Annotated in this window: 23 protein-coding genes and 4 pseudogenes; 14 read left to right on the forward strand and 13 right to left on the reverse strand. The window is 68.5% G+C overall.

Annotated features, from left to right (window positions below; translation table 11 throughout):
- Positions 1-286: 286 nt before the first annotated feature.
- From ACZ4SW_RS29135 to ACZ4SW_RS29145, 3 genes and pseudogenes are all read right to left on the reverse strand, one after another.
- Positions 287-379, reverse strand: a pseudogene (locus tag ACZ4SW_RS29135) (IS5/IS1182 family transposase); the annotation flags it as partial.
- Positions 380-428: 49 nt separating this feature from the next.
- On the reverse strand, positions 429-1,340 hold the full coding sequence (locus ACZ4SW_RS29140; protein WP_468251588.1) for an NAD(P)H-binding protein: 912 nt from the start codon (positions 1,338-1,340) through the stop codon (positions 429-431).
- 224 nt (positions 1,341-1,564) lie between these two features.
- Positions 1,565-2,941 (reverse strand): carboxypeptidase regulatory-like domain-containing protein, encoded by a 1,377-nt coding sequence (locus ACZ4SW_RS29145; RefSeq protein WP_468251590.1) that lies wholly within the window; start codon positions 2,939-2,941, stop codon positions 1,565-1,567.
- A 291-nt stretch (positions 2,942-3,232) separates the two neighbouring features.
- On the opposite strand from ACZ4SW_RS29145, the gene ACZ4SW_RS29150 reads away from it, so the two are divergent.
- A complete protein-coding gene (locus tag ACZ4SW_RS29150; RefSeq protein WP_468251592.1) occupies positions 3,233-3,802 on the forward strand; it encodes a TetR/AcrR family transcriptional regulator in 570 nt (189 codons plus the stop codon).
- 382 nt (positions 3,803-4,184) lie between these two features.
- On the opposite strand, the gene ACZ4SW_RS29155 is transcribed toward ACZ4SW_RS29150, so the two are convergent.
- From ACZ4SW_RS29155 to ACZ4SW_RS29170, 4 genes are all read right to left on the reverse strand, one after another.
- Complete coding sequence (locus ACZ4SW_RS29155) at positions 4,185-4,616, reverse strand: hypothetical protein (protein WP_468251594.1); 432 nt, start codon at positions 4,614-4,616, stop codon at positions 4,185-4,187.
- Between the two features lie 242 nt (positions 4,617-4,858).
- On the reverse strand, positions 4,859-5,656 hold the full coding sequence (locus ACZ4SW_RS29160) for an 8-oxoguanine DNA glycosylase OGG fold protein (protein WP_468251596.1): 798 nt from the start codon (positions 5,654-5,656) through the stop codon (positions 4,859-4,861).
- A gap of 187 nt (positions 5,657-5,843) precedes the next feature.
- Positions 5,844-6,311, reverse strand: coding sequence for a hypothetical protein (locus tag ACZ4SW_RS29165; RefSeq protein ID WP_468251598.1), 468 nt, complete (start codon positions 6,309-6,311; stop codon positions 5,844-5,846).
- On the reverse strand, positions 6,308-8,029 hold the full coding sequence (locus ACZ4SW_RS29170) for a sialidase family protein (protein ID WP_468251600.1): 1,722 nt from the start codon (positions 8,027-8,029) through the stop codon (positions 6,308-6,310). Before ACZ4SW_RS29170 ends, ACZ4SW_RS29165 begins: the two co-directional genes overlap by 4 nt.
- Before the next feature lie 323 nt (positions 8,030-8,352).
- On the opposite strand from ACZ4SW_RS29170, the pseudogene ACZ4SW_RS29175 reads away from it, so the two are divergent.
- The 7 genes and pseudogenes from ACZ4SW_RS29175 to ACZ4SW_RS29205 form a co-directional block, all read left to right on the forward strand.
- Positions 8,353-8,508 (forward strand): annotated as a pseudogene (locus ACZ4SW_RS29175) (IS1380 family transposase); the annotation flags it as partial.
- Positions 8,509-8,781: 273 nt separating this feature from the next.
- Positions 8,782-9,213: a hypothetical protein gene (locus tag ACZ4SW_RS29180; RefSeq protein ID WP_468251602.1), complete on the forward strand. Its 432-nt coding sequence runs from the start codon at positions 8,782-8,784 to the stop codon at positions 9,211-9,213.
- Positions 9,207-9,458: a helix-turn-helix transcriptional regulator gene (locus ACZ4SW_RS29185; RefSeq protein ID WP_468251604.1), complete on the forward strand. Its 252-nt coding sequence runs from the start codon at positions 9,207-9,209 to the stop codon at positions 9,456-9,458. Before ACZ4SW_RS29180 ends, ACZ4SW_RS29185 begins: the two co-directional genes overlap by 7 nt.
- A complete protein-coding gene (locus ACZ4SW_RS29190; protein ID WP_468251606.1) occupies positions 9,455-10,429 on the forward strand; it encodes an NAD(P)-dependent alcohol dehydrogenase in 975 nt (324 codons plus the stop codon). The genes ACZ4SW_RS29185 and ACZ4SW_RS29190 overlap by 4 nt, the downstream gene beginning before the upstream one ends.
- Positions 10,430-10,540: 111 nt before the next feature.
- Positions 10,541-10,990, forward strand: coding sequence for a GNAT family N-acetyltransferase (locus tag ACZ4SW_RS29195; protein ID WP_468251608.1), 450 nt, complete (start codon positions 10,541-10,543; stop codon positions 10,988-10,990).
- A 54-nt stretch (positions 10,991-11,044) separates the two neighbouring features.
- Positions 11,045-11,647: a DUF2867 domain-containing protein gene (locus ACZ4SW_RS29200; RefSeq protein WP_468251610.1), complete on the forward strand. Its 603-nt coding sequence runs from the start codon at positions 11,045-11,047 to the stop codon at positions 11,645-11,647.
- Positions 11,647-11,976, forward strand: a complete 330-nt coding sequence (locus ACZ4SW_RS29205; RefSeq protein WP_468251612.1) for a DHCW motif cupin fold protein — start codon at positions 11,647-11,649, stop codon at positions 11,974-11,976. The genes ACZ4SW_RS29200 and ACZ4SW_RS29205 overlap by 1 nt, the downstream gene beginning before the upstream one ends.
- Before the next feature lie 134 nt (positions 11,977-12,110).
- Here ACZ4SW_RS29205 and ACZ4SW_RS29210 read toward each other — a convergent pair whose 3' ends face one another.
- A complete protein-coding gene (locus ACZ4SW_RS29210) occupies positions 12,111-13,121 on the reverse strand; it encodes a GlxA family transcriptional regulator (RefSeq protein WP_468251613.1) in 1,011 nt (336 codons plus the stop codon).
- A gap of 94 nt (positions 13,122-13,215) precedes the next feature.
- Between ACZ4SW_RS29210 and ACZ4SW_RS29215 the strand changes: the two genes are divergently transcribed.
- Positions 13,216-14,034, forward strand: coding sequence for a dienelactone hydrolase family protein (locus ACZ4SW_RS29215; RefSeq protein WP_468251615.1), 819 nt, complete (start codon positions 13,216-13,218; stop codon positions 14,032-14,034).
- Between the two features lie 202 nt (positions 14,035-14,236).
- On the opposite strand, the pseudogene ACZ4SW_RS29220 reads toward ACZ4SW_RS29215, so the two are convergent.
- Positions 14,237-14,484: pseudogene (locus ACZ4SW_RS29220) on the reverse strand (IS110 family transposase); the annotation flags it as partial.
- A gap of 193 nt (positions 14,485-14,677) precedes the next feature.
- Between ACZ4SW_RS29220 and ACZ4SW_RS29225 the strand changes: the two are divergent.
- The gene (locus ACZ4SW_RS29225; RefSeq protein ID WP_468251617.1) at positions 14,678-15,877 is read left to right on the forward strand and encodes an NAD(P)/FAD-dependent oxidoreductase; all 1,200 of its coding nucleotides are present in this window, start codon (positions 14,678-14,680) and stop codon (positions 15,875-15,877) included.
- A gap of 573 nt (positions 15,878-16,450) precedes the next feature.
- Here the strand turns inward: ACZ4SW_RS29225 and ACZ4SW_RS29230 are convergent.
- Positions 16,451-16,720, reverse strand: a complete 270-nt coding sequence (locus ACZ4SW_RS29230; protein ID WP_468251619.1) for a hypothetical protein — start codon at positions 16,718-16,720, stop codon at positions 16,451-16,453.
- A 289-nt stretch (positions 16,721-17,009) separates the two neighbouring features.
- On the opposite strand from ACZ4SW_RS29230, the gene ACZ4SW_RS29235 reads away from it, so the two are divergent.
- Positions 17,010-17,405: a MerR family transcriptional regulator gene (locus tag ACZ4SW_RS29235; protein WP_468251621.1), complete on the forward strand. Its 396-nt coding sequence runs from the start codon at positions 17,010-17,012 to the stop codon at positions 17,403-17,405.
- Positions 17,406-17,511: 106 nt separating this feature from the next.
- A complete protein-coding gene (locus ACZ4SW_RS29240) occupies positions 17,512-18,435 on the forward strand; it encodes an NADP-dependent oxidoreductase (protein ID WP_468251624.1) in 924 nt (307 codons plus the stop codon).
- A gap of 280 nt (positions 18,436-18,715) precedes the next feature.
- On the opposite strand, the pseudogene ACZ4SW_RS29245 reads toward ACZ4SW_RS29240, so the two are convergent.
- Both ACZ4SW_RS29245 and ACZ4SW_RS29250 read right to left on the reverse strand, forming a co-directional pair.
- Positions 18,716-19,196 (reverse strand): annotated as a pseudogene (locus ACZ4SW_RS29245) (ATP-binding protein); the annotation flags it as partial.
- Between the two features lie 395 nt (positions 19,197-19,591).
- Positions 19,592-19,657: a hypothetical protein gene (locus tag ACZ4SW_RS29250; protein ID WP_468251691.1), complete on the reverse strand. Its 66-nt coding sequence runs from the start codon at positions 19,655-19,657 to the stop codon at positions 19,592-19,594.
- Between ACZ4SW_RS29250 and ACZ4SW_RS29255 the strand changes: the two genes are divergently transcribed.
- Positions 19,628-20,026, forward strand: coding sequence for a DUF4238 domain-containing protein (locus tag ACZ4SW_RS29255; protein WP_468251693.1), 399 nt, complete (start codon positions 19,628-19,630; stop codon positions 20,024-20,026). The genes ACZ4SW_RS29250 and ACZ4SW_RS29255 overlap by 30 nt on opposite strands.
- A 330-nt stretch (positions 20,027-20,356) precedes the next feature.
- On the opposite strand, the gene ACZ4SW_RS29260 is transcribed toward ACZ4SW_RS29255, so the two are convergent.
- Positions 20,357-21,022, reverse strand: a complete 666-nt coding sequence (locus ACZ4SW_RS29260) for a TetR/AcrR family transcriptional regulator (RefSeq protein WP_468251626.1) — start codon at positions 21,020-21,022, stop codon at positions 20,357-20,359.
- Between the two features lie 175 nt (positions 21,023-21,197).
- Here ACZ4SW_RS29260 and ACZ4SW_RS29265 point away from each other — a divergent pair, with 175 nt between their 5' ends.
- Positions 21,198-22,229 (forward strand): medium chain dehydrogenase/reductase family protein, encoded by a 1,032-nt coding sequence (locus tag ACZ4SW_RS29265; protein WP_468251628.1) that lies wholly within the window; start codon positions 21,198-21,200, stop codon positions 22,227-22,229.
- The last annotated feature ends 52 nt before the right edge of the window (positions 22,230-22,281 follow it).

Below are 22,281 nucleotides of genomic sequence, written 5' to 3' on the forward strand. Positions count from 1 at the left end.
ATGCCTACACGCACTGATGGACAGCGCTCCCGAGGCTCGCCCGGGCCTTCCTGAGGGGACACCCTGGGCGTACGCCGTATTCGCCCCTTTTTACGTGCGGCAGGGACTGGTCGGCGGCCGCCCGGATCCGCCGGGAGCCGGCCGGACACGGAATCGCGGTCCTCCATGCGAATCTCGCCGGCATCGGGAAGCCGCCCGGGGCGACTTCGTCGGCAGCAGGTTCAGCTCCGACGATCTCGTGCGCGCCGCCGACCACCTGCGTGAGCACTTCGCGGCACCGTCGATTGTCGTGCGTCCCGCCACCCTGAGGCCGCACTTTCGACCGCGGGATCAGCGGCTTTGCGATCCCCGACAGACCGTCCGGCACAACCCATTTCACCCCGCTCCATGCACAGCCCAACGACCGCCTCACCACACAGGGCACCGCCTTAGCTTCGCTTCCGCCTCAACTCAGCGGTACCCCGGGCGGTGTTCGGCGCGGGCCACCAGGCTGCGTTCGAGATCGGGGTCGCCGGTGAGCCGGTGAGCCGAGGAACCACGTCGGTGACCACGGAAACCTCGCCCCTCTCGATCGCCTGATACCACGAGATCCAGGTCTCGATCTGTTCCCCGCTCATGCCCAGTCGCCACCTCCGTGCGAAGGCTTCCTCGAGGGTCTCGGGTTCGTAGCGGTAGGGCCGACCGGTGGCTGCGGCGATCCGGGTGACAGCTTCGTCGAGAGTCAGGGCCTCGGGCCCGGTCATCTCCAGGGTCGCGCCGTCGTGCTCGGAGCGGGGACCGTCCTCGATGGCGACGGCCGTGATCACGTCGGCGATGTCCTCGTGGGTGACGAAGGTGGCCCGGCCTGTCGGCGCAGGGCCGCTTACGACAAGTTCCTCGTTGGCGAGGGCGGCAGGCGTCGCCGCGTAGAAGCCCGCCCGGAGCACTGTGTGGCGGATCCCGGTCCCTGCCAGGAACTGTTCGGTCAGCCACTGGTCACGGGCGTTGAGGTAGGTGGCGGTGGGCGCCGCGCCGACGAGGGACACATACAGGACCCGGCCCACGCCGACCGCGATCGCGGCCTCGACCGCGGTGGCGTGTTCTTCCAGCCGGCGACCCGTACGGTGTCCGGAGACCAGGATGAGGGTCGACGCGCCCTCGAGCGCCCTGCGCATGTCTGCGGCGTAGGCGTAGGCGGCCGGACCGCGTCGCTGGGCGCCTGGCAGTTCGGGCATGCGGTCGGGACTACGTCCGACGAGGAGTTGCGGGACGCCGTGGTCGGCGAGTCGGGCCGCGATCCGGCTGCCGAGCGCACCGGTCACCCCGGTGACCGCCACCGTGGCGTGATTCTTGTCAGACATGTGTTTCCCTCCAGCGCGGGCCGCTGCCGATCCCGGCGTTCTTGTTTTCCGCTTACGTCCAGCGAAGAGAGCGATGGTTTCGGCCGCATCCTCCAGCCGTGCGATGGCGCCGGGAGCCACCGCCACGCGGCGCGGCGGCTTCCCGGGAAACCAAGATCGTCGCGGTGTGCATCGAGCAGGGCGCATCGACCTCGTCGGCCCCGGCTGGCGCCATCCGTGTGGTCTCAGGATCCGTGTCTCGCGTGTCCGAGGTCGAGGCGTTGAGCGCCCGCGCGGACTGATGTGCCGTTGCGCCGGTCGTGCAGGGTGAAGTCGGCCCGGACGGCCACCCCGGAGTGCAGCAGCTTCTGGTGGACCAGGGGGTCTCGGCCGGGGTGCGAGACGACCACGCTGATGTATCCCTCGGGCAGTCCGGTCACGGCGTACTCGCCGCGTGCGTTCGTCGTGGTCCGCACCAACTGCCGGCCGCCGGTGTCCATGACGGTCACCGCGGCATGGCGGACGGGCTGCTGTTCGCCGTCGTAGACGGTGCCCTCCAGCATCGGCAACGGCTCGCCGAAGTGGTGGGGGTGGACCGGTAGCGCGGTGGGTGTGGGCGTCTCCAGGGAGGGGTCCTCCACCGGCGGTTCGGGAATGTCCTGCGGCTCGTCCTGCGCTCCCCGTCGTACGGCCATGCGGTGGTGGTGCCAGGCGTCGAGGCCCAGCAGCGCCGTACCCGCGGTGATCCACCCGCACAGGACGAGTACCGGCTTCAGCACCCCGGCGCCGTCGAAGTACAGCACTCCTCTCAGGGCGTCGACCGCGTTGCCCAGCGGCATGACGGCGTGCAGGGCCTGGAAGAACCCCGGCAGCAGCTGGACGGGGACCAGGCCGCTGGAGGGAACGCTCAGCACGACGTACAGGCCCAGACCCGCCAGGGGGAAGAAGTGCTTGACGAAGGGCGCCATGCCGAGGGAGAACGTGGCCACGGCTGTGGTGAGCAGGAAGGCGATCGCCAGGGCCGCGGGGTCGTTGGGGAAGAAGCCCAGTCCCACGCCGACGAGGAAACCCACGGCGCTGAAGAGGCCGGCGGCGCCCACGACCGTGATGAGCTTGTTGCGCCGGTTGAAGGTCACCGCCCGCAGCAGGGTCGTGGCGAGTATGTAGCCGGGGACGTTCCAGGCGATCCCGAAGTAGACCAGGGTCACGCCGGACCCGTCCTTGCTGACCGTGGGGGCTACGTCCGTGACGGTGAGCTTCTGGTGGTTGTGCGCCGCAAGCTGGGTGAAGCCCTTGGTCAGCGCCTGCTCGAGGGACGCGCCGTTGGCCTTGGCCACGTAGAGCACGGCGGCATGTCTGCCCGTGGCGGCGAAGCCTGCCGCGGCGTCCCGGTCCAGCACCGCCCGGCGGGCTGCCCGGGCGTCCGGGACGGCGGTGACGTCGAACCCGCCGGGATGCTGCCGCTGCAGTGCGGTCTCGACTCTGTATTCCACCGCGGGATCGGCGATCACGAGCTTGGCGTGGTGGGGCTGAGGCCGGTGGAAGGCCATGGGGAAGCTGAACAGCAGGCCGAGGAAGAGCACTGCCGGGATCGTGAGGGTCTCGACGAGGACTCTGGCCACGGATATGCCCCGGGGACGCGCGATCCGGTGTTTCACAGGACCACCCCCTGGCCGCCACGGCGAGCCATGCCGCAGAGACCGCGGCACACTCGGCCGACCGGATCCCCGGTCACCACGTGGCCGCCTCTCCGGTACCGGTGGTCCCTCACTGTTCGCGATCCAACCGGTTTCACGGCGCCTCCCTCGGCTGTGCCGCGCCTGACCGTCGCCATGGCGCCACCTCGATTAACGTACCGATCGGCACATTTACGTCTGCTGGACCTTACGCGTACCGGTCGGTACAGTCAAAGCGTGCCTCGCCCCGTCAACGCCGAGAAGCGCGCCGAGCTGCTGAAGCAGGTGGTGAACCACCTCCAGCAGCACGGCGTCGCGCAGATGTCGCTGAGTCCGCTCGCCGAGTCGATCGGCACCACCAAGCGCATGCTTCTGTACTACTTCGGCAGCCGTGAGAACCTGCTGGCCCAGGCGCTGGCCGCTTGCCGTCCCGACGCGCACGCGATGTTCGACGACGTCCGCGACAGCGCGGGGCTGCGCAAGGCGGCTCATACCCTGTGGGAGGCGATGACCGTCGGGGAGCAGTCCGGGCCGGTCCGCATGCTGCTGCAGCTGCTCAGCCTGGCCGCCACCGATCCCGAGCAGTACGGCGACATCGCGGCCGAGACCGTCGAGGTCATGATCAGCCCCATCGCCGCGGCTTACGTCCGGCTGGGTCACCCGCCACAGGAGGCGCGGACAGCGGCCACACTCCTCGTCTCCGGCCTGCGCGGTCTGTGCCAGGACCGCTTGGTGACCCATGACGTCGCCCGTACCGACGCGGCCGCCCGCCGCCTCATCAGGGACGCGGTCACGACGGCCGACTGAGCCTGCGCCCCCGACCACTTCGGGGTCTCGGTATCACCCCGGCACTCGCGAAGCAGGGCTGGTAGTCCGGTCCTGCGGGTTAGTCCATTGATGGCGCCCCGCTTGGTGGCGCAGCCGATCACGACCAGGGCGTACGACCTGCAGACGACCGCCTTGGCTGACCTGAGTTAAGGGAATGCGACAAGCCCCGGCCACCCCCGCCTCCTCTGCGACCCCCTCCGGCCTCCTGACCGGCTTGCTCATCCTGTCCGCAGGGGCCGGCGCCCACGCTGCCAGCGGCCGAATGCAGGCGAGTGACCTGTACGTGGCTACTACAGTAGACACTCACTGCTGCTCTCCCTGCGGCTCGGGTCCCGATGCCCGCGGTTCGGCGACTGGGTCCTCAGCGGCATGCTCCACGACTTGGCCAGGGGCGTCCATCGGGGGGCCGGTCCGAAGGCCGGCCCGCCCGAACGAAGTCGCCATATTCGTCTTGGACGATGTTCTCGTTGACCCACCGCCCCCGTACTGCACCCGTGGCCTCCTCGGCAGCGGCCAGTGCGTTCGACGGGTCCTCGGCCATGGCGACAAGTCGGCCGAAATCTTCCGCGTCCGGGTCGGCGTCGAGCGGTGGAAACTCGCCCAGGTCGAGGAACTCCTCATGCCCAACGTCCTCGACAGCATGGACGTAGACCTCGTATGACGCCTTCGCCGGGCGGATCTCGACGTAGCTGACGCCGAGCCGACCTGGAGCACCGATCGGACCAAGAAACTGCTCCACCGGCCGACCTCGCTTCAGGGCCCCGACGATGAAGTCCTTTGTCAGGTAGCGCACCCTGCAAACCCTACCCAGCGCGTCAGACGTGGGGAGTCGGCGAAGCTCTCGGTTTGGGAAGCTCGGGTCTTCTATGAGTGGTTGATGGGCCGACCTGGGGCGGAGCGAGTATTAGGTCGAGCAGGCCGACGGTTCGGTCCCCGCTATTCCCCGTGGTTTCCCGCACGATCTGGCACGCGTCTGGAACGGCTAGGTCTGGCCATCGGAGCAGATCAGCACGCTGGGAAGGCTCAGCGACGCGGTCATGCAGGGTTCCAGGCGCCACTGAAGAGGGCTAGTTCCAGGACGTCCGGAGCCGCGGGCCAGCCCACCGACCTGGCTGCCAGTTGGTCGTTGGCTGCGTGCATCCACCGGAGGTAGACGTCGTAGCGGTGAGAAGTCCAACCACCGTCGCTCCAGATTCGCTTGGCGATCGCCTCGGACCACTCGTAACCAACCCCGCGCCCGATCCTCGTGGCGTGCCTGCGGAGAATTTCAGCGAGAACGCTGTCGAGGATCAATGGACGAAGTCCTGTCACCCTCGGCAGTGCCAGAGCAGCGAAGTAGAGGTACTTGGTGAAGAACGCCGGCCCAAGGCCGCCCACCGTGTTCAGCTTTTCGTATGCTGCGACCGGGCCCTGATACCGGAGTAGAGACACTGCATCTGCGATGACGACGTCAGCGTCGGGTTGAGCGAGTACCCGTCCCGTACGGAACGGGCCGTAGCCTCTATCACCGTAGCCCCACACCTGGGTAGCTACGAACGCTTCTCTCCAGTTCTCCGACCGACTGGCGGCCCTGACTGCGGCCACGACGTCGGCTCGGCTCACCTTTGCCGATTGGATCGCCTTCCGGTCGGCAAAGGTGGCAGGCCAGGGAGCCGCGGCCATCCAGTTCAAAGGCGAGTACGGGATGGTGTGAGGACCGGTTCCGTTCGCGTAGCGTTTGCCACCCTCCGGGTCGGCCAGCCACCTCCCCAGTGACTCCACTGCGTCTTCCGGCAGCAGCAGTTCGAGCATCGCTGCGTCGAGCTTGTCCGCCAGCCTTTGGTCGAATCTCATGGCAATGCCGCCCCCTCAATGTGTGACAGGTCATCCTGGCATCCAGCGGTGACACTGCACGAGTGGTCCGGTCTGGGACAACGGCTCCGGAGGGCGCTGCAGTCTCGGCGATTCTCCAAGGTCATGCGCTTCTGACTGACCAGCTACAGCTTCTTCGTCCACGGATGGTCCACAGGCCGGGCCGAGTTCAGGAGACCGCAGACGTCAGGTACGTCAGGTAAACCCCTCCCTCGCAGTCGGGCATCTTCCGCAGCGTCCAGCGGCCCCGGACGGTCGTGGTGGAGAAGTTCGACTCGGCGTCGTCCTTCTCCACCTCACCGTCCTTCGGCGTGTATCCGGCCTTGGGGAGCCGCTTGTGCAGAAAGGCCAGGGTGGCGTCGAAGCCGCTCCGTACGACCGTGGCGACGATCAGCCGGCCGCCGGTGCGGTGCTCCACCGAGGTCACGACCGCGCCCTCGGGCACCGGCAGATCCGCCGGGAAGTCCTTGGGCAAGGGCAGTGAGGCAGCGGTGGGGCAGCCGCCGGGCGCGGAGGCGGCCGGGTACGGCGTCGCTGGCACGGGCCCGGCGCTCCGGGGCGTGGGCGAGCATCCGGTGACGGCCGCCAGGCCGAGGACGGCGCCGAGCAGTACGGCAGCCGGGGCGAACGGCTTCACCTACGGCCTCCCGTGGACTTCTTGTGCTTGCCGGCGACCACGGCGTCGTACGCGCCGTACAGCGTGTTGCCGGAGGACTGGCGGGCGATGGAAGCCAATGCGTCGTAGTTCTGCGCGCCGCCGGTGGCACAGGTGCCGGTGCAGCCGTCGGCGTAGGCAGCGAGCACGCGGCCCTGGGCGTCGAGGGTGACGTCGATGAAGTCCAGGAGGTTGCGGTCCTGGCCGCAGGTGGTGCCGCCCGTGCAGATGGACCCCTTCTGTACCGGGTCGGTGGGGGTGGCGTCGACGGTGACCCAGGACTGGCCGCCGTCGTAGGTGGTGGCCACGTACAGGTGCCAGACGCCCTTGAAGTTGGCCGTGTCCTGGTAGTCGCCCCCGGTGGTGGTGCCCAGGAAGGCGAAGGCGGCGCGGTTGTCGTCGCCCGCGGTCACGGCCGGGAAGACGATGTTCTTGATGCCGAGGGACGCGCCGACGTTCTGGTCGTACAGCCACGTCTTGCCCTTGTCGTGGCTGACGGCGATCCGCGCGGTGCCGTCGCTGTTCTGGTAGCCCATGTACACCGTCCCGCCGGCGCCGATTCCCACGCTCGGGTCGGAGTCACCGGGGGTGCTGGACGGGTTCTTGCGGACGGTCCACGTGAGCCCGTTGTCCTCGGAGACGGCCACGGCCTGGTTGCCGCCGCAGCCCTTGTTGGGCACGTACACCGTGCCGTCCGGGGCGACCTTCACGTGCCCGTGCAGGCCGCCGCAGTCCAGCAGCGAGTACATCGGAACGGCGGGCCCGTACGTCAGGCCGCCGTCCCGGCTGACCGCGCAGGAGGCGTCGGCGATGTCCTGGGAGCAGTAGTACACGGCGTCGGGGTACGACGTGATGGCGCCCGGCCCGCCCTGGGCGAAGGGGCCGCCGCCGATGGTCTGGTGGTCGACGCCGGAGTTGATGCCCGAGCCGCCCGTCGGTGTCCACGTGTCGCCGTCGTCGTCGGTGTAGCAGGTCAGGGCCGTCTTGCCGGCGAGCTGCGATTCGAAGGTCCGGTGGGTGGCCGGGTCGGTGAACAGGATCGGGTCGAGGCTGGTGGTGCTGCCCTGGGGACAGCCGCTGGCCGCGTCGGCGCTCTTGTCCTGCCAGGTGGCGCCGCCCGCGTCGGCGTAGGTGACCTTCAGCGTCGAGGTGTACGCCTGGAACATCGCGGCACCGGTCGCGCGGTCGACGCCGATCGAGGGTTCGCCGGCGTTGTGCGCGTCCTTGATGCCATCGGGCGCCGAGGAGTTCGCGTACGTCGGCGGGGTCGCCGTACTCGGCGGCGGATCGGCCGGATCGGCGACCAGGCTCGCGGTGCCGGTGAAGCTGTCGCCGAGCGGGGCGTACGGCACCACGCGCACGGTGTACGACGCCGTCACCGCCGGCAGCAGCACGGTCTCCGGGTCGCTGGACGACGCGGAGGCGGCCACCTCGCGGCCGTCCGCGTCGAGGACGTACAGGTCGAAGTCGGCGGCGGAGTCCGGCCACTTGACGTCGACGCGCAGGCTGTGACCGGTGTCGTAGCCCACGGGCACCGACACCTTCAGGGCGTAGTCGTCGCAGGGTTGCGCAGTCCCGCAGCTCACCGTCCCAGTAGTGCCGGAGACGTTCGGGACGGCGAAGGGACCGGCGCTCCACGTGGTCGTGGGCGCGGTGTCGCTGACCGATCCGGAGGGCGGGGTGGCGGCGTCGGCCGGCACAGTCGGCAGGGTTCCGGCGATGAGTGCCAGCAACCCGACGGCGAGACGCCCCTGCGACCGCAGGGGGTGGTGAAGACGGAGTGTCGAAAGGTAAGCCACAGGTACCTCGTAGGTTCGCGAGTCGGAGCAAGGGGGGTGGTGCGTAGCGGTACGGGTGGTGCCTTCGTCTGCTCTACGAGGAGGCAGGCGGCGTCCGTCGCGAGAAACCGAACTCTCTTCGAAACGGACCGGACACTGCGCAAGGGGTGCACCAGAAAGGACTGTGAACAAGGCTTGACATGGATCAAGCCGTCGTTCCTGTGGATGATGTACCAACTGATCACCGGGAGGAACGGCTCCACCTTGGTGCTCAGTTGAGGATCACGGACGCGGACGGGACGCGGATCACGTGCTTCGCGACCGATACCCCTGACCGGCCGATCGCCGAGCTCTGGCTCCGTCACCGGCTGCGGGCCTGGGCCGAGGACCGCCTCCGCGCGGACCAGCAGGGCTCGGCGTCCGTCCGCCTGGCCGGTGCCCCACCGCTCGGCTGCGACGGCCGTTGTGTGGGGTCGGGGGTGCGGCAGCGGCTATCGACGGTCCCGGCTTCCAGTCCGGCTCAGGCGCCCTCAGCGGCGATGGGTGGAGGCCTGGTTGGTCGGCGCTTGCCGACCCAATTGCTGCCGCCAGTGCGCGATGTACAGAAAACTTGACATCATGTCGCGGTTATTTGACACTGCCCATGTCAAGCTTTCTTTACATCGGGAGCGGCAGTGGCATTCGAAGAGAAACGTGCCTGGATCATGGTCCTGGTCACGGTCGTGTCATACGCGGCGTACCTGGGCGTCGTCCTCGGGCGGCACGAAGGAGCGGCGCCGCTGGCGCAGACGTCCTACACGTCCCCGCTGCTGTGGACCCTCGGTGCGGCGATCGTCACGCAGATCGCACTGAACATCACGGTGGCGATCGCGTCTCCCGAGGGCGCGAACACCAAGGACCAGCGCGACCGGGAGATCCACCGCTTCGGCATGTACATCGGGCAGTCGTTCATCGTGATCGGCGGCGTGGCCGGACTCGTCCTGGCGATCGTCCGCGCCGATCAGTTCTGGATCGCCAACGCCATCTACCTGGCGTTCGTCCTGTCGGCGATCCTGTCTTCCGCGGCGAAGATCGTCGCCTACCGGCTGGGCTTCCACCCGTGGTGAGGCCGACGAGGGTCACCAATGCGATCCGGGCGCTGCGCTTCGCCCACGGCGAGATGACCCAGGCCGAGCTCGCCCGCCGCATCGGCGTGACCCGCCAGACCGTCATCGCCATCGAGCAGGGCCGCTATTCGCCCACCCTGGAGATGGCCTTCCAGATCGCCCGAGTGTTCGGCGTCCCGCTCGAAGAGGTTTTCCAGTACCCCGGAACCGATGAAGCCGGGGAAGTCGAGGGAGATAGCAAGTGAAGGCCATCGTCCAAGACGCCTACGGACCGCCCGAGGACCTGCGTCTCGAAGAGATCGCACAGCCGCAGCCCGGTCGCGGAGAGGTGCTCGTTCAGGTCCGGGCGGCATCCGTCGACCCGGGTGTCTGGCACCTCACCACGGGCCGGCCGTATCTGCTGCGCGCCCTCGGTTTCGGGCTGCGGGCGCCCAAGGGACGCGTCCGGGGCATGGACGTCGCGGGACGAGTGAAGGCCGTCGGCCCGGACGTCACCCGCTTCCAGCCGGGCGACGAGGTGTACGGCACCTGTGACGGGTCGTTCGCCGAGTACGCCTGCGCCAAGCAGGACAGGCTCGCCCGCAAGCCCGGCAACGCCGGCTTCGAGCAGGCGGCCGTCGTCCCGGTTTCCGGCTGCACCGCCCTCCAGGCGCTGCGCGATGTCGGGCGGCTGCGGTCCGGGCAGAGCGTCCTCGTCATCGGCGCCGGGGGCGGCGTGGGCACCTTCGCGGTGCAACTGGCCAAAGTCCTCGGGGCCGGCCATGTCACCGGTGTCTGCAGCGACGCCACAGCGGAGCTGGTCCGCTCCCTCGGCGCCGACGAGGTGATCGACTACTCTCGTCAGGACCCCACCGACGGCACCCGCCGCTACGATCTCGTCCTCGACATCGCTGGCAACCGCCCCCTGGCCCGGCTCCGCCGCGTCCTGAGCCCCGGCGGGACGCTGGTCATGGTCGGCGGTGAGGACGGCGGGAAGTGGTTCGGCGGCATGGGCCGGCTCGTGCGAGCGCTGCTGCTGTCTCCGTTCACCGGCCAGCGCCTTCGCGGCTTCTTCTCCACGCAGAGCCACGACGACCTGCGGCTCCTCGCGGAGCTCATCGAGGCGGACGCTCTGGCCCCCGTCATCGACCGGACCTACTCGCTGGCCGACGTCCCCGAGGCGATCGGCTACCTGAGGAGTGGCCGTGCACGCGGGAAAATAGCCGTCAGCGTCTGACGGAGAGTTTCGCTCGAAGTGGGTGCCCGACCAATGCCATGACTCCGAGAGGGAACGACACGCCAGTGTTGCGACAGGCCCGCGTCTCCGACCACGGTGCGATCGTCGCATGTGTGCAGCAGTGGTGGGGGGGGCTCACGTACCCCCGCGCAGGCCCGCGAGCTGTCGCTGCTTCTCCCCAAGCTGTTCTTGCAGTTTTTCTCCGGCACCAGCCTGGTCCTGGAGGACGAAGCCGGCATCAGGGCGTTCCTCATCGGTTTTCACGCCGCAGACAACGACGAAGAGGCGTACATCCACTTCGTGGGAGTGGATCCCGAGCTTCGTGGGCAGGGGGCTGCTCGGCGTCTGTACACGACCTTCTTCCAGCATGTCGCTGAAGCCGGCCGCACGGAGGTGCGTGCGATTACCTCGCCGGGAAACACTGGTTCCATCGCCTTTCACCGCGCTATGGGATTCACCCTCGAAAGTGGGGACCGAGAGGTCGATGGTCTGCCCCTGCACAGGGACTACGACCGCCCTGGGCACGACCGGGTGTGCTTCTACAGGAAGTTGGCCCTCTGATGCGCGATCACCACTTCGCCACACGATGCAGCGACGTATAGATGGAGGCAACTGATGAGACTCCCCACAACGGCGCACACGTCCCGCCCCTGGCGGATCCACGAGATCGCCGGTGACTTTCGCGTCGAGGATGTCTGGGCGCTGCCGACACCGGGCGGTCCCGACGACTTCCCGCACCTGGTGCGCCAGATCGCGAACGGGGCGGGAGACGGGGCCACCTCCTCCTCCCCCGTGTACCGCCTGCTCTTCGCGGTTCGCTGGAAGCTCGGGAGGCTGCTCGGCTGGGACACAGCCGGCTCCGGCATTGGCACCCGGGTGCCGACGCTGCGCGACCGGTTGCCGGCGGACCTCCGCGAGGGGCCGCGGGGGCCCGATGTCCGTTCGGATCCGTTCACCTCCCTCTACCAACTGCACGACGAGTGGGCGGCCGAGACGGCGAACCGGACCGTGCACGCCGTGATGCACATCGGCTGGGTCCCGGACGAGGCCGGTGGCTACCGCGGTCAAATGGCCATCCTGGTGAAGCCGAACGGGCTGTTCGGCACCGCATACATGGCCGCTATCAAGCCCTTCCGGTACCTGGCGGTGTATCCGGCGCTGCTTCGAGCAATGGGACGCACGTGGCAGGCGAGTACCGACAAAAGGAGCGCAGGATAATGGATTTGGCTGACACACCCTTCGGAATCATTGACTGGTCAGCCGTCACCCCTGCAGTGCATGCGGGTGACTCGGCGAGCTCGACCTTGCGCACACGCGAATCCGGTTCCGTGTGCGTTCGCATGGTGGAGTACAGCCCCGGCTACGTGGCCGATCACTGGTGCCGTCGGGGCCATGTCCTGCTGCTCCTGGAAGGAACACTCACCACCGAACTGGCAAACGGTGAAATCGTCACCATCAAGGCCGGCGACAGCTATCAGGTCGGAAACGACACGCAGCCACACCGCTCAAGCACGCAAGAAGGCGTCCGTCTATTCGTTGTCGACTGATGCGCCGGATGCGCCGCGCGGTATCCGGATCTCGTCCCGCATCCGGCCGATCAGCGTATCTCCGCTGCAGTAACCGGTCCTGCTAGCGGATCTGGGGGTCAGCGCCGATCCGGGCCCCTTCCCGCGCCGGGAGATCAGGGCCGTGCGCGGCAATTGCGGCCCGCTTCGTGAACAGGCCGGCGGAACATGGCGCGGTAGTCCCGAGGCCGGTGGCCCGTGTGCCGGGCGAAGACGGCGCTGAAAGTGCTCGTGTCCGCATACCCGAGTTCGGCGGCGATGCGCACGACGGTCTTGTCGGTCGTCTCCAACAAATGACGAGCGCGGCGAACCCGAGCGGATTGCAAGTACCCGAGCGGAGTCTGACCGGCCTCCCGACCGAAGCGGCGGAGCATGGTCCGCGTGCTCACGTGAAACGCTTCTGCGAGGGCGGACAAGTCGTAGCGAGCCCCGAGATTCTGGTCGAGCCACCGCTTCACAGCGAGTGAGAACTCGCGACCGACGGCGGGCAGCAACTCGGTGTCCACGTAGGGAGTCTGGCTGGAGCGCGCGTCGTCGACGAGGGCAATGCGTGCGGTGCTGCGGGCGACGCGGGGGCCGTCGTGCTCACGGATCAAGTGGAGGGCGAAGTCGTACATGGCGCTGAAGGCGGCGGTCGTCGTCACACCACGGTCGGTCACCACCAGGTGCTCGGGGCACACCTTCACGCCGGCGTATCGACGGGCGAACCGATCCGCGAACAGCCAGGACGTCGTCGCCTCGCGCCCGTCGAGCAGGCCGGCCTCAGCGACGAGGAAAGCGCCGACACAGATCGACACGACGGCGACACCTGACGCGGCCTGCGACCGGATTGACGCCACTTCGGGCCCCAGGTTCGCCAGCGTTGCGTCGAGATCGGCGCCGGGCGAAAGCTCGAAACCCGGCACGATCAGGACGTCGACGGGACGCAACGCCGAGACCTCGATCGCCGAACCGCCGGACGCGACCACCCGCCGCCGGGGCGAGACGACGGACACCTTGTACGGCGGTCGGTCCGACCCTTGCGCCGCCGCGACGTGATCGGCCATGGCCAGCAGGTCGGGGATCCCGAACACCTCCGACGCGAAGCAGCCGGGATACGCAAGTACACCCAGGCGCAGCGGTTCCATGGTCCTCCTGCTTCCGCGCGGGTGGCGACATCACCGCACCATGTGGCGATGTCGCCGCTTCCTCGTAGGCCACTGTCTCACCACACTCTCGATCATGACAACGATGCGAACGCGACGCGACGACCCCTTGGACGACTTCTCCCGGAGAGTCATCAGCGCCGATGACGTCAGCAAGACCGTGTACGTGTCGGGGACAGGACCGGGCGTGATCCTGATGCCGGAGATGCCCGGCATCAGCCCCGATGTTGCGCGGTTGGCACGCTGGATACGCGACGCCGGCTTCTCCGTGTATCTGCCCTCGCTCTTCGGCGTCGACGGCGCCTACCCCACCACCGAGGCCGGCGAGGCCGTCGTGCGGCGCGCCTGCGTCAGCGCCGAGTTCCGTGCGTTCGCCGGGGGCGGCACCAGTCCGGTCGTGGCGTGGCTGCGCGGCCTCGCGCGTATCGCGCACACAGATTGCGGTGGGCCGGGCGTCGGTGCGGTCGGACTGTGCTTCACGGGCAACTTCGCGCTGACCATGGCACTGGAACCGGCCGTCATCGCCCCGGTCGTCAATCATCCCTCACTGCCGCTCGACGCCCCCGGGGGTCTGGAGATCGCAGACGAAGACGCTGCTGCCCTGGCCGAACGCGTCGAACGCGATGGACTGAAGGTACTCGCCTACCGCTTCGACAACGACCGGTGGTGCACGGGCCAGCGGTTCGCGGCCTACCAAGCACTACTCGGCGAAGCGTTCGACGGACGCGTGCTTCCCGCCGACGCAGCGAACACGAACCCTCCGCCCTTCTTCCGCGACGTCGTCGGGTGCGCCCACAGCGTCGTCACGGCACATCTCGTGGACGAGCAGGGTCACCCGACGGTACGTGCCCGTGACGAGATCATCGCCTTCCTCACGGAGCAGCTCAGAAGATGACGCGCGAGCCTCGCCGGAACACCCTGCCCGGGCCGGCCCGGCAAGCCCGCAGGCCATGCGTCGGCCTCCCTCACCCATGCACTGCACCGACGTCCCCGCCGACATGGCCGACCTGGACTTCTCCCACACCGACGCCGCACGGCTGACCATCAGCGTATGAGCGCGTCCGCTGGCCCGGTTCTCCCGGCGAGGGCGCTGCCGGGGCGGTTTCGGCGATGACGCGGGAGTCACCTGCGTCGGTCTTGTCCTCGCCGCGGCAGGCCCCGGCCATGCGGCTGACCGTGCGGCCGGGCAGCGCGGAGAACGTACGGGCCACGTCTACGGCCCAGTGGAACTCACGGCCGGGCCCAGGATGCGAGCGCCGTCAGGATTGCCGAGTCGTCGTTGTCGATCTCCTTCACCCAGAGGGTCACCCCTCTCGTCGACCACCGCCGCCCAGTGGTGGCACATGCCAGGGTCGGCGTGAGCCCAGACCTGGACCACCCGCCGTCATTTCAGTGGACAGCAGACCGCACAAGGCGGGACATCTCGCATCAGCAGCGGCGCGCTCGAGAGCCGAACGGCCACTCCTTCGGAGCCACATCGGGCAAGCCACTATCAGCCACATCCGGCCCTCCCAGGCCGCCTAACTTACGGAGACACCATGACTGAGAGCACCAATGTGGTCGTGATCGGTGGCGGATACGCTGGCGTCATGGCGGCCAATCGCCTCACTCAGCGCGACGACGTGACAGTGACTCTGATCAACCCCCGCCCGGTCTTCGTCGAGCGCATCCGCCTGCACCAACTGGTGGCCGGATCCCACGACGCGCTGGTCGACTACACACAAGTCCTGGGCAGCGGCATCCGACTGGTGGTCGACACAGTGACACGGATCGACGCGACCCAGCGCAGCGTGACGTTGGTGACCGGGGGCACGGTCGGCTACGACTACCTGGTCTACGCCGTGGGCAGTGGCAGCGCCGACCCGCGCGTGCGGGGAGCGGCCGAGTTCGCCTACCCGATTGCCAGCCTGGAGGAGGCGGAGCGGCTACGGTCAGTGGTCGACGCCGCGCCGACAACGGCCGCGATGACGGTTATCGGAGCCGGTCCGACCGGCATCGAGACCGCCGCCGAACTGGCCGAGGAGGGCCACCCCGTGACCCTGGTCTGCGGCGAAGTGCTCGGCCCCTACCTTCACCCTCGAGGTCGGCGCTCGGTTGCCAAGCGGCTGGGCAAACTCGGTGTGACCGTGCTCGAAGGCCCCGACGCCAAGGCGGCGGCTGTGACTCGCGATGTCGTGCAGCTTAGCGGCGGTCGCGAACTGCCGAGCAAGGTGACCATCTGGACCGCCGGATTCGGCGTGCCGGACCTGGCCGGCCGCAGCGGGCTGAGCACCGATCCCTTGGGCCGTCTGCTTACCGACGAGACGTTGACGAGCGTGGATGACGTGCGCATCGTCGCGGCCGGTGATTCGGCAGCACCGTCGGACCTGCCGTTTCGGATGAGCTGCCAGGCCGCGGTTCCTCTGGGCGCGCATGCCGCCGACACGGTGCTCAGCCGGATCGCGGGTGAGCAACCCGCGCCCATCAACCTGGGGTTCATCGGTCAGTGCATCAGCCTGGGGCGTCGGGCCGGCATCTTCCAGTTCGCCTACAAGGACGACACCGCGAAGAGGTTCTTCCTCAGCGGCCGCCCGGGCGCGAAGCTCAAGGAGTTCGTTTGCAAGCACACCGTCAAGCAACTGGCGGACGAAACACGCAAGCCCGGCTCGCACAGCTGGGCCAAGGATGACAAGCGCCAGCAGTTTCTGCAGGCCAAACGTGGCGAGGCGTCGGCGACCGCTGAACGATCGGTCCAGTAGTGCTTCGTTACCTTGGGTAATCTTTCCTGATGGTGGGCATCTTCGTGGTGTGAAGATGGGTAGGTCGAAAGCAGACGGCGTCGGTGATCTGGGTCTGGGTCATGCGGGTGGTGGTAGGGATGCCGAGGTAGCGGGCGAGTTCGGGCGGTGCGGGGTTTTTGCGGGTGTGGGCGAGGTGGCAGGCGCGGCCGACGTGGAGGGAGGGCGGTGGGTTTCCCGGCTGCGGCGGGTCCGGTGACGATCAGTGAGGGCCGTGCGGTGGCCTGTTGGTGGCGGCCAAGGATCATCAGGGTGCGGACCTGGGTGGCGAGGGTGCTGATGGTGGGGGTGCGGATGGTGACGAACGCGCAGTGGTACGCGAGGCGTTCGTCGCGGCTGCGTGGTGGGGTGTCGGTCTGGGGCGGGGCGGGTGGGTCGGGGGTGGCGAAGCGGTGCCGGCCCTGCCAGGTGGTCAGAGGCTCAGGACGGCTCGGCCGTATCGCCGTGTTCCCTGTCGGCGGATTCGGCCGGTGTGGTGCTCTGGATTTGCTGGGGTGGGCGCGGATTTACCACTGGTCGGCTTCCTCGTGTGCGTCATGGAGCCCGAATCCGGTGGCCGCTGCGGGGGGTGCCGTCGTCGGGAAGGTCGTCGAGATCGTCGATGCTGTCGTCTTCGCTTTCGGTGTCTTGCCGCGCCTGCCTGTCGGCGCTTGGGCCCCTGTCGTCTTCCGGATGGCGGGCCGGGGGAGCGGGGACGGTGACGGTGCGGGCCAGGAGGGCCTGTTCGGTCTTGGTGGCGTGGCCGCTGTGGACGCGGCGCATGAGCTGGTCGAGGGCTTCGGCGAGGTCGGCTGGCTGTGTCACTCTCCGGGGATGTCGTTTCGAGGCGGTTTTGGAAGTCGGTGGCACCGCTTTCCCGTGATCAATGTCAGTGAGTTTTATGTCACTTGGCCGCTGCGGCAGCCTGCCAGGGCTGCCGCAGCGCGACGGGTGACGTGCTGTTGGCGTACTGAGGAAAGTGTTCAGGCGTATACAGACGAACGTGCTCAGTCGTGGGACCGGGAGGACAACCCTGCGGCCGTGGGGGTGTCCGCGAGCGTCCATGAAGCGACGGCGGTCTGAACCTGGAGCACGCGGGCGTAGGCTCTCAGGGATGCGGATAGGCGAGTTGTCCAAGCGCACGGGCGTGAGTCCGCGCTCACTGCGGTACTACGAAGAGCAGGGCCTGCTGACCAGCTCACGCTCCGACTCGGGGCAGCGTCACTATTCCGATACCGCGGTCCAGCGCGTGTCACTCATCCGACAATTGTTCGACGCGGGTATGTCCAGCAGGGTGATCGCGACTGTGCTGCCGTGTGTGGACGTCCCGGGTGACCTGGGCGTCGCCGAGGAGACCTTCACGGCGATGATGCGCGAGCGCGACCGGATCGACGCCGACATCGCGCACCTGATCGAGACACGGGATGCACTCGACGTGCTGATCAGGGCCAACAGCCGACACCGGGCGGAGCTGTCCACGGCCCCGGAACCGGTGACGCAGTCGGCCTGATGCTGTGATCTGCATCTCAGCCGGTTGCCCCTCACATCAATGTCAGAGGTGAGGATGGCGACAACACCCGGAATCACCGGGTCGGTCATACGAGAGGCGGCGGAAGATGGGGCAGGCGTGGGGTTTCGGCAGGTATGGCGGGCCCGAGGTGCAGGAGTTCTTCGATCGTCCCGACCCCGTCCCCGGTCGCGGCGAGGTGCTGATCCAGGTCGACGTCGCCGGCGTGAATCCCCTCGACCACCTTCTGCGCTCGGGTCTGGTCGACGGGCTCGACGGCGGGCGTCCGTTTCCCCGCGTGCTGGGCATGGAGGCAGCCGGAACCGTTCTCGCCCGGGGCGAGGACGTCAACGGGCTCGAGGTGGGTGACGCGGTCTTCGGCTTCGCACTCACCGGTGGCGGCACTTACGCCGAGACGACGGTGCTGTCCGCGCCGAACACGGCGCGCATCCCGGAGGGTCTGTCCGTGACCGTGGCGGCAACGCTGCCAGTAGCCGGGACGACCGCGGTGGACGTGCTCGACCAGCTCAGCCTCCCGGCCGGTGCCACGGTCCTGGTCAACGGAGTCGGGGGCGGGGTCGGCCTCGCCGTCGCCCGGCTGGCTGTCGGGCGCGAGCTGCGTGTGATCGGCACCGGGAGTACCGCCAAACGCGAGCACGCCGAGGCCATCGGGGTGCGGTTCATCGACTACACCGCCGAGGACATCGCCGCCGCGGCACGCGAGCTGGTTCCGGACGGCTTCGACGGGATCGTCGACCTGGCCGGAGGCACCTCGCTGCGGACGGTCGCTCCGCTGGCGCAGGATCCCCGCAACGTCATCGCTGTGGGTGATATGTCTGTGCTCGATCTCGGTGGGCGTTTCGTCGAGCGTCGTGTCGACCGCGAGAACCTGGAGCGGTCGGCCCGGCTGGCCCTCGACGGACTCCTCGCACCCGTAATCACCGCGGTCCATCCGCTCTCCGACGCCCCGGCCGCCCTCGCCACCGTCGAGAACGGTCACACCTCGGGCAAGGTCGTCATCAAGGTGGCATGAGAAGTGCCCGGCCGTCTGACGCTGCCGACCGTCCATTGCGGACTGACTAGAACCCGTGGTGAGCGCATCATCAAGTACCGGGTTGAGCATGTTCAGGCGTGCGCCGACACGTGCATGTGGGAACTTCCGGGGCCGCCCGCCCGGTCATGATGAGAGCCGGCCTGCCCCGTCAAGGGCGCCTTCGGCCTCGCCTGCGGCGATGACCTCCGGTCACCCCTGACGGGCCATGCCGGCTCTGAGTTTCGGCTGGCTGTCGGGCGGCTCCCGTGTGGGGCCCGGATCAGCCGGTGGCGGCCTGCTCGGCGAGAGCCCTGGTGCGGGCGCGCCGGTGGGATTCGGTGCCGGTCTGGATGATCGCGCCGTTGAAGGTGAGCCGATCGACGGTGGCCGCGCAAAGACGTGGGTCGGTGAACGTCTTCGTCCAGCCGGTGAAGGACTCGTTGGAGGCGATGGCGACGCTGTTCTTCTCTTCGCGTTCGGCCAGGACCTGGAACAGCAACTCAGCTCCGCGGCGGTCGAGTTCCATGTAGCCCAGTTCATCGATGCAAAGCAGGTCGACGCGGCCGTAGCGGGCGATCGTCTTCGCCAACCGCTTCTCGTCGGCGGCCTCGACCAGCTCGTTGACGAGCTTGGTCGCCAACGCGTAGCGGACCCTGAAGCCCTGCATGGCGGCTCTCGGTGCCCAGGGCGATCAGGAGGTGAGACTTGCCGGTGCCGGAGTCGCCGATCAGGCAGAGCGGCTCGCCCTTCCTGACCCACTCGCGGCCGGTTGGCGCTGAGCACGGCGACAGTGCGTGCTGAGCGCTCAACGGCATCAAGGGCGCGGTGACGGAGGAATGGCTGCCACCACGCCCCTTCCATGGGGAACCGACGTATGACGCTCCTGAGGTGACGGAATGCCCGTTGCGGTGCGCATGCGATGCGCACGCCCATCGCGGCGCCGGTCATGTCCGGGCCGCGATACCGAGCTCGCCGAGTAGGCCACGGATGCGCCGCTCGATCTCGTCGCGTGTCCCCGGGCCTCATCTGTTGCCTGCAGGGACGATCGTTCGGCTGAAGCCCTGCAGAGCCTTTCGCCGCGTAGGCGACCGCCCTTCACGATCACACCCCTGTGCGGGTCAGCCCCGGCCAGCACGCTGGCCGGGGCTTTCTCGTCTCAGTCGAGGATGCCGAGGGCTGTGTCGGGCCGGCAATGGACGCATGGCGGTACCTGCTGGCGCAGGGCATCGACCGCCTGCTGCCGGGTGGCCGGACGGCAGCGGCCGCTCTTGGCCGCCGCCCAGAGTCCTTGGCGTGCACCGCGTCCACATACGTGCCTCAGAGCCACCTGGCACGATTCGGGCAAGGCGACATGGTCAGGGTGAGGCGCCGGTGCCTGCTCAAGACGCACCTCGCCAACGCCAAGAACGTCGCTGCCGAGATCGGCTTCTACACGATCACGGACGCCAACGGCATACCCTCCACGGCCATCGAGCATGAACTCAGCGGCCTGGAAGGGCGAGCTCTTGCCGCCCTGCGCAGAATAGACGAGACGGGGAATGCCGCCGGCAGTCGGCACCAACGAACGCGAGCTGCTGTGCCTCTGCGGTGACTGTGCAGCTGGCCAGGACACCGCTGAAGCGCACAGGCACGCAGGCGTCGTCACTGCCTACGCGGGCGGCCGGGATGTCGACCAGCGCTGACGATCGAGTACCTCACGCGTAAGCATCTCGGTCACTCACCACCGGCAGCGAAGCCCAGGTCGACGCCCGCCGCTTCCACGCCTGCGGCGGTGTCTGCCGGTCTTGCCGCGGGTGCCTCGGAGGTTGCGGCGACGGCGGCCTGGCGCTCGGCGTTCTCCGCCTGCCTCCTTGAGCGCTCCGGTCATGTCCTGGGCGCCGTCCAGCAGGTCGCGCTCGGGCGGCCGCCCGAAGAAGGCTGCTTATCGCGTCAGGTGCTGCAGTTCGTTTTCGTAGAGTTCGGCCGGGTCGAGTTCCATGCCGGTGAAGTGGCCTGCCAGTTCAAGGGAGAGGATGCCGTGCAGGCGGGTCCAGAAGTGCAGGGCGCGGCGCAGGGCGGCCGGGGGTGCTGGGTGGTCGGCCGCCCATTGCCGGTGCTGGGCGAGGTGGGCTTCCAGATGGGTGTCGGGGTGGCCGTCGTCCACGGTGACCACGGCGTTGCCGGTCGGCTGGGCGGTGTCGAGGAGGGTTTTCATGATCTCGGATGCGATCGCGGTGATGTCGTCGGGTGCGTGGTAGCCGGGGACGGGTGTGCCGTAGATGAGGAAGTAGCGCTGGGGGTCGTCCAGTGCCCAGCTACGCAGTGCGTGCCCGAGGCCGGCCACATCGGCGCCTGACGCGGCGGCGGTGCGGATGGTGTCGGCGAGGCTGCGGTAGGCGTCGCGGATCAGTTCGGTGATCAGCTCGTCCCGGCTGGCGAAGTACCGGTAGAGCGCGGGGCCGCTCATGCCCATCTGCTTGGCGATGGCGTTCAGGGAGAGTCCTGGCGCCCCGGCGGCGGCGATCTGCTCCCACGCGCGTTCCTTGATCTCGGCCCTGACCTGGGCGCGGTAGCGCTCGCGGGGGGTGTCCTTGCTGGCGACTGTCATGTGATCGTCCTTCCCTCTTGGATCACTGGCCGTCCGGGAGCCGGGTGAGCTGCTCGACGTGCGCTCTGGGTTAGACCCTATTACGAAAGCTCTTGACCCTCACCTACCAACCCGTTATAACTTCTAACGAACGCGCTAGCCGATAACGGCGCGTGCAAAGTCGATGGAGGCCGTGATGAACGCTGGTGAAATGACCAAGGTCGTGCTGCCGGGGAAGGTCGAGCCGGAGGGACTGCAGGTGCGGCAGGGGGACGTCCCCACTGCCGGTCCGGGTCAGGTCGTGGTCCGTATGGAGGCGACCGGTGTCTCGTTCGCCGAGCAGCAGATGCGCCGCGGTCGCTACTACGACCAGCCGCCGTTCCCGTTCGTCCCCGGTTACGACCTGGTCGGCACCGTTCAGGCGGCCGGGGACGGGGTCGGTCCCGGCCTGGTGGGCACGCGGGTGGCCGCGCTGCTCAAGGTCGGCGGCTGGGCCAGCCATGTGGTCGTCGACGCCGCCGACGTGGTGCCGGTCCCGGACGGGGTCGGTGCGGCGGAGGCGGAGACCGTGGTGGTCAACGGCATCACGGCGTGGCAGATGCTGCACCGCAAGGCCCGCGTCCGCGCCGGGCAGACCGTCCTGGTGCACGGCGCCAACGGGGGAGTCGGTTCGGTCTTGGTCCAGCTCGCCCAGGCCGTGGGCGCGAAGGTGATCGGCACCGCTTCAGCGCGCCACCACGCGGCCCTGCGGGAACGAGGGGTGATCCCGATCGACTACCGCACCGAGAACATCCCGGCCCGCGTCCGTGAGCTGGCCGCGGGCGGTGTGGACGCGGTCTTCGACCACGTCGGCGGCCGCAGCGTCGTCGACTCCTGGCGCCTTCTCGCGCCCGGCGGCACGCTCGTCTCCTACGGCAGCGCCGCCACCCGCGACGACGAGGGTTCCAAGCAGTGGCCTGTCCTCAAGCTGCTCGGCCGGGTCTGGCTGTGGAACGCACTGCCCAATGGCCGTAACGCGTACTTCTTCAACGTCTGGGCCGGCCGGGCCCTGAGCCGCGGCCGGTTCCGGGCCCGGCTGCACGCCGACCTCACCGAGGTGTTCGCTGCGCTGAAGCGCGGCGAGATCACCGCCCAGATCGCCGCCGAACTGCCCCTGACCCAGGCCGCCGAGGCGATGCGGCTGGCCGAGTCCGGCACCGTCGCCGGAAAGATCGTCCTGCACGCCTGACGCGGCACGCAGAAACCGGCCCCGCCGAAGACCAGGCCCAACGCCAGGGCAC

It is taken from the genome of Streptomyces sp. NPDC028331, from assembly GCF_055565775.1.

Coding starts and splice junctions, on each gene's coding strand:
- ACZ4SW_RS29140 (WP_468251588.1), bottom strand. CDS start 1,340: ATGTCTGACAAGAATCACGCCACGGTGGCGGTCACCGGGGTGACCGGT.
- ACZ4SW_RS29160 (WP_468251596.1), bottom strand. CDS start 5,656: ATGAGATTCGACCAAAGGCTGGCGGACAAGCTCGACGCAGCGATGCTC.
- ACZ4SW_RS29200 (WP_468251610.1), top strand. CDS start 11,045: ATGAGACTCCCCACAACGGCGCACACGTCCCGCCCCTGGCGGATCCAC.
- ACZ4SW_RS29205 (WP_468251612.1), top strand. CDS start 11,647: ATGGATTTGGCTGACACACCCTTCGGAATCATTGACTGGTCAGCCGTC.
- ACZ4SW_RS29210 (WP_468251613.1), bottom strand. CDS start 13,121: ATGGAACCGCTGCGCCTGGGTGTACTTGCGTATCCCGGCTGCTTCGCG.
- ACZ4SW_RS29215 (WP_468251615.1), top strand. CDS start 13,216: ATGACAACGATGCGAACGCGACGCGACGACCCCTTGGACGACTTCTCC.
- ACZ4SW_RS29225 (WP_468251617.1), top strand. CDS start 14,678: ATGACTGAGAGCACCAATGTGGTCGTGATCGGTGGCGGATACGCTGGC.
- ACZ4SW_RS29235 (WP_468251621.1), top strand. CDS start 17,010: ATGCGGATAGGCGAGTTGTCCAAGCGCACGGGCGTGAGTCCGCGCTCA.
- ACZ4SW_RS29240 (WP_468251624.1), top strand. CDS start 17,512: ATGGGGCAGGCGTGGGGTTTCGGCAGGTATGGCGGGCCCGAGGTGCAG.
- ACZ4SW_RS29255 (WP_468251693.1), top strand. CDS start 19,628: ATGGACGCATGGCGGTACCTGCTGGCGCAGGGCATCGACCGCCTGCTG.
- ACZ4SW_RS29260 (WP_468251626.1), bottom strand. CDS start 21,022: ATGACAGTCGCCAGCAAGGACACCCCCCGCGAGCGCTACCGCGCCCAG.
- ACZ4SW_RS29265 (WP_468251628.1), top strand. CDS start 21,198: ATGAACGCTGGTGAAATGACCAAGGTCGTGCTGCCGGGGAAGGTCGAG.